Origin of the sequence: Dietzia aerolata, assembly GCF_014144865.1 — a bacterium.
Lineage (GTDB): Bacteria > Actinomycetota > Actinomycetes > Mycobacteriales > Mycobacteriaceae > Dietzia > Dietzia aerolata.
On record NZ_JAALDM010000137.1, the window covers coordinates 1 to 2,392 of the forward strand.

At 71.9% G+C, this 2,392-nt stretch carries 2 protein-coding genes and 1 pseudogene; 2 read left to right on the forward strand and 1 reads right to left on the reverse strand.

Annotation, left to right across the window (positions count from 1 at the left end; all coding sequences use genetic code 11):
* A pseudogene (locus G6016_RS09205) lies at nt 1-357 on the reverse strand (sensor histidine kinase); the annotation flags it as partial.
* A 156-nt stretch (nt 358-513) separates the two neighbouring features.
* On the opposite strand from G6016_RS09205, the gene G6016_RS09210 reads away from it, so the two are divergent.
* Both G6016_RS09210 and G6016_RS09215 read left to right on the forward strand, forming a co-directional pair.
* Nucleotides 514-1,680 carry an ABC transporter permease gene (locus G6016_RS09210; protein ID WP_182632377.1) on the forward strand — a complete coding sequence of 389 codons (1,167 nt, stop codon included), beginning with the start codon at nt 514-516 and terminating at the stop codon, nt 1,678-1,680.
* A gap of 121 nt (nt 1,681-1,801) precedes the next feature.
* A partial coding sequence (locus G6016_RS09215) for an ABC transporter ATP-binding protein (protein WP_182632378.1) occupies nt 1,802-2,392 on the forward strand: 591 nt, incomplete at its 3' end.

Sequence of the window (2,392 nt, forward strand, 5' to 3'; positions counted from 1 at the left end):
CACGAAGAACAGGGGGAACACCAGGTAGGCGGCCTCGGGGACCTGCACGACCAGCGCCGCCCACAGAGCGAGGACCGCCGCGAGCCAGCCCAGTCGTGCGCGTCGGCCGGTCCCGCGCCGCCGTTCCCAGACGGTCCCCGCCACGTAGACCGCCGCGAATCCCACGGCGGCCAGGACGGCCGGCAGGTTCGGTTCCGCAGAGCCGTCGCGATGGGCGGCAACGAGGGTCAGGGCCAGCAGCGCCGCCACCAGCGTGTGCAACGCCACCTGGAGCTGCGCCAGCACCGCGCGTACCCCCGCCGACTCCGGAGGCAACTCCATGGCGGGCGGCTCAGGGGTCACGCGGTCAGGGGGCACCCCTTCCACGCTAGTCGCCGCGCCTGCCCGTGAGCATCCATCGAAAGGTTGAGGTGGGCCTCCACCGATCGGGTTCTCAAGGACCAATCCCACGGCCGATTCGGATCGCAGCGCCCGCGACGAGGCTGGATGCAGACCTTCACGAGAGGAAAATCCATGTTCTTCGCACTGCGCGACCTGCGCACCGCCCGCTGGCGTTTCGCCCTCATCACCGGCGTCGTCCTGCTGCTGTCGGTGCTGGTGGCGGGCCTACTCGGCCTCACCGCCGGCCTGACCAACCAGTCCGTGTCCGCTCTGCGTGCCCTCGGCTCCGGCGGTGCGTCGTTCGTCCTGCCCGCCGATGAGTCCGGTCCCGTGGACCTGGACCGCGCCTCGCTCACCGCCGAGCAGATCGAGGCGGTCACCGACGCCGATCCCTCCGCCGTGCCGGTGGGGATCGCGCGCATCACCGTCGATGACGGCACCGAGACCGGTGTCTCGGCCGTCGCCGTGGGGCTCGGCGCCCCCGTGGGGTCCCTGGTGCCACCGTCCGGCGGAGAGGTCCTGGTGTCCTCCGGGCTCGCCGAGGAATTTGACGACGACGACAACGCCACCATTCCCGCCGCGTCCGCGGGTGAGTTCTCGGGCAGCGATGCCGCCCTGACCGGTCCCGGATCGTCGGCCGGCGACTCGCTCGGGGTCTCCGGACAGTCTCTCGCCGTGGCCGGTGACGCGGGCGACCTCTGGCATTCCCACACCCCGGTTCTGCTGGCCGATCTCGACACCTGGAGAGAACTGGCGCCCCGGGGCGGCGCCGCCACCGCGATCGCCGTCAGCTCTGACGCGGTCAATGCCGCCGCCAGCAGCGGTGCGGACACGATCGGTGCTCTGACCGGGGCGGGTTCCGGGCTCGCGGTGGCCGACGGCTCCGAGCTCGAGTCGGCCCTGCCCTCGCACCGCGCGGAGCAGACCTCACTCAACACGATGACGTACATGCTGCTCGCGGTGACGGCCCTTGTGGTGGGCGCGTTCTTTGCGGTGTGGGGGATGCAGCGCCGACGCGAGGTCGCCATTCTCAAGGCGCTCGGTGCGTCCACGGCCACAGTGGTGCGTGACTCGCTCGGACAGGCGGCGATCGTGCTCGCCGTGGGCGTCGGCGGAGGCGTGGCTCTGGTCGCGCTCCTGGGATCCGCCATCGGTGGAGCGGTGCCGTTTGTCGTGTCCGCCTCGACCACGCTCACGCCCGCGCTCCTCCTCGCCGGGCTCGGAATCGTGGGCGCGGCCGTGACCCTGCGGCCCGTGGTGACCGCCGACCCGACCACCGCCCTGGGCGCGGCCCGGTGACCGAATTCGGTCGGCGAACGCTGGCCGTGTTGTCGTCGTCGCCCCTTTCTTCCCCGAGTTCCACCACCCCCCGGTGACCAGACCTTCGACCCGCTCTTTCGACAAGACCAGGAGACCTGCCATGACCACCTACCCGCTCCACACCCGCGACGCCGACACAACCCGCGACGCCGCCACGGCCCGCACCGTCACCTCGACGCGCGACGGCGCGGACTCCCTGAACCGATCCGCTCTACAGATGGAGAGCGTCGTTCTGACCTACCCCGACGGCGAAGGGCGCGTGACCGCCGTCGACGACGTCTCACTGTCGGTCGAGCGCGGCCGAAGCCTCGCGGTGACCGGCCCCTCCGGTTCCGGAAAGTCCAGCCTCCTCGCGGTTGCGGCCACGCTGACCACCCCCGACTCCGGCCAGGTCTGGCTGAACACCCCGGACACGCGCGTGGACCTGGCCCGGGTGGATCGTCGGCGCGCCGCTGAACTGCGACGGTCCGAGATCGGGATCGTCTTCCAGCAGGCCAACCTCATCGAATCCCTCACCGCCCGTGAGCAGCTCGAGGCCATGGCCTGGCTCGGCGGTCGACCCTCACGGTCCGCGCGGGCCGACGTCCGGCGGCGCGCCGACCACCTCCTCGACGTGGTGGGTCTCGGACACGCCGCGGAGCGCTCCGTCGGCGCCCTGTCCGGTGGGCAGCGGCAGCGCGTCGCGGTCGCC

What these genes read in the sequence shown, in the direction of transcription:
- G6016_RS09210 (WP_182632377.1), top strand. Translation starts at nt 514, where the DNA reads ATGTTCTTCGCACTGCGCGACCTGCGCACCGCCCGCTGGCGTTTCGCC.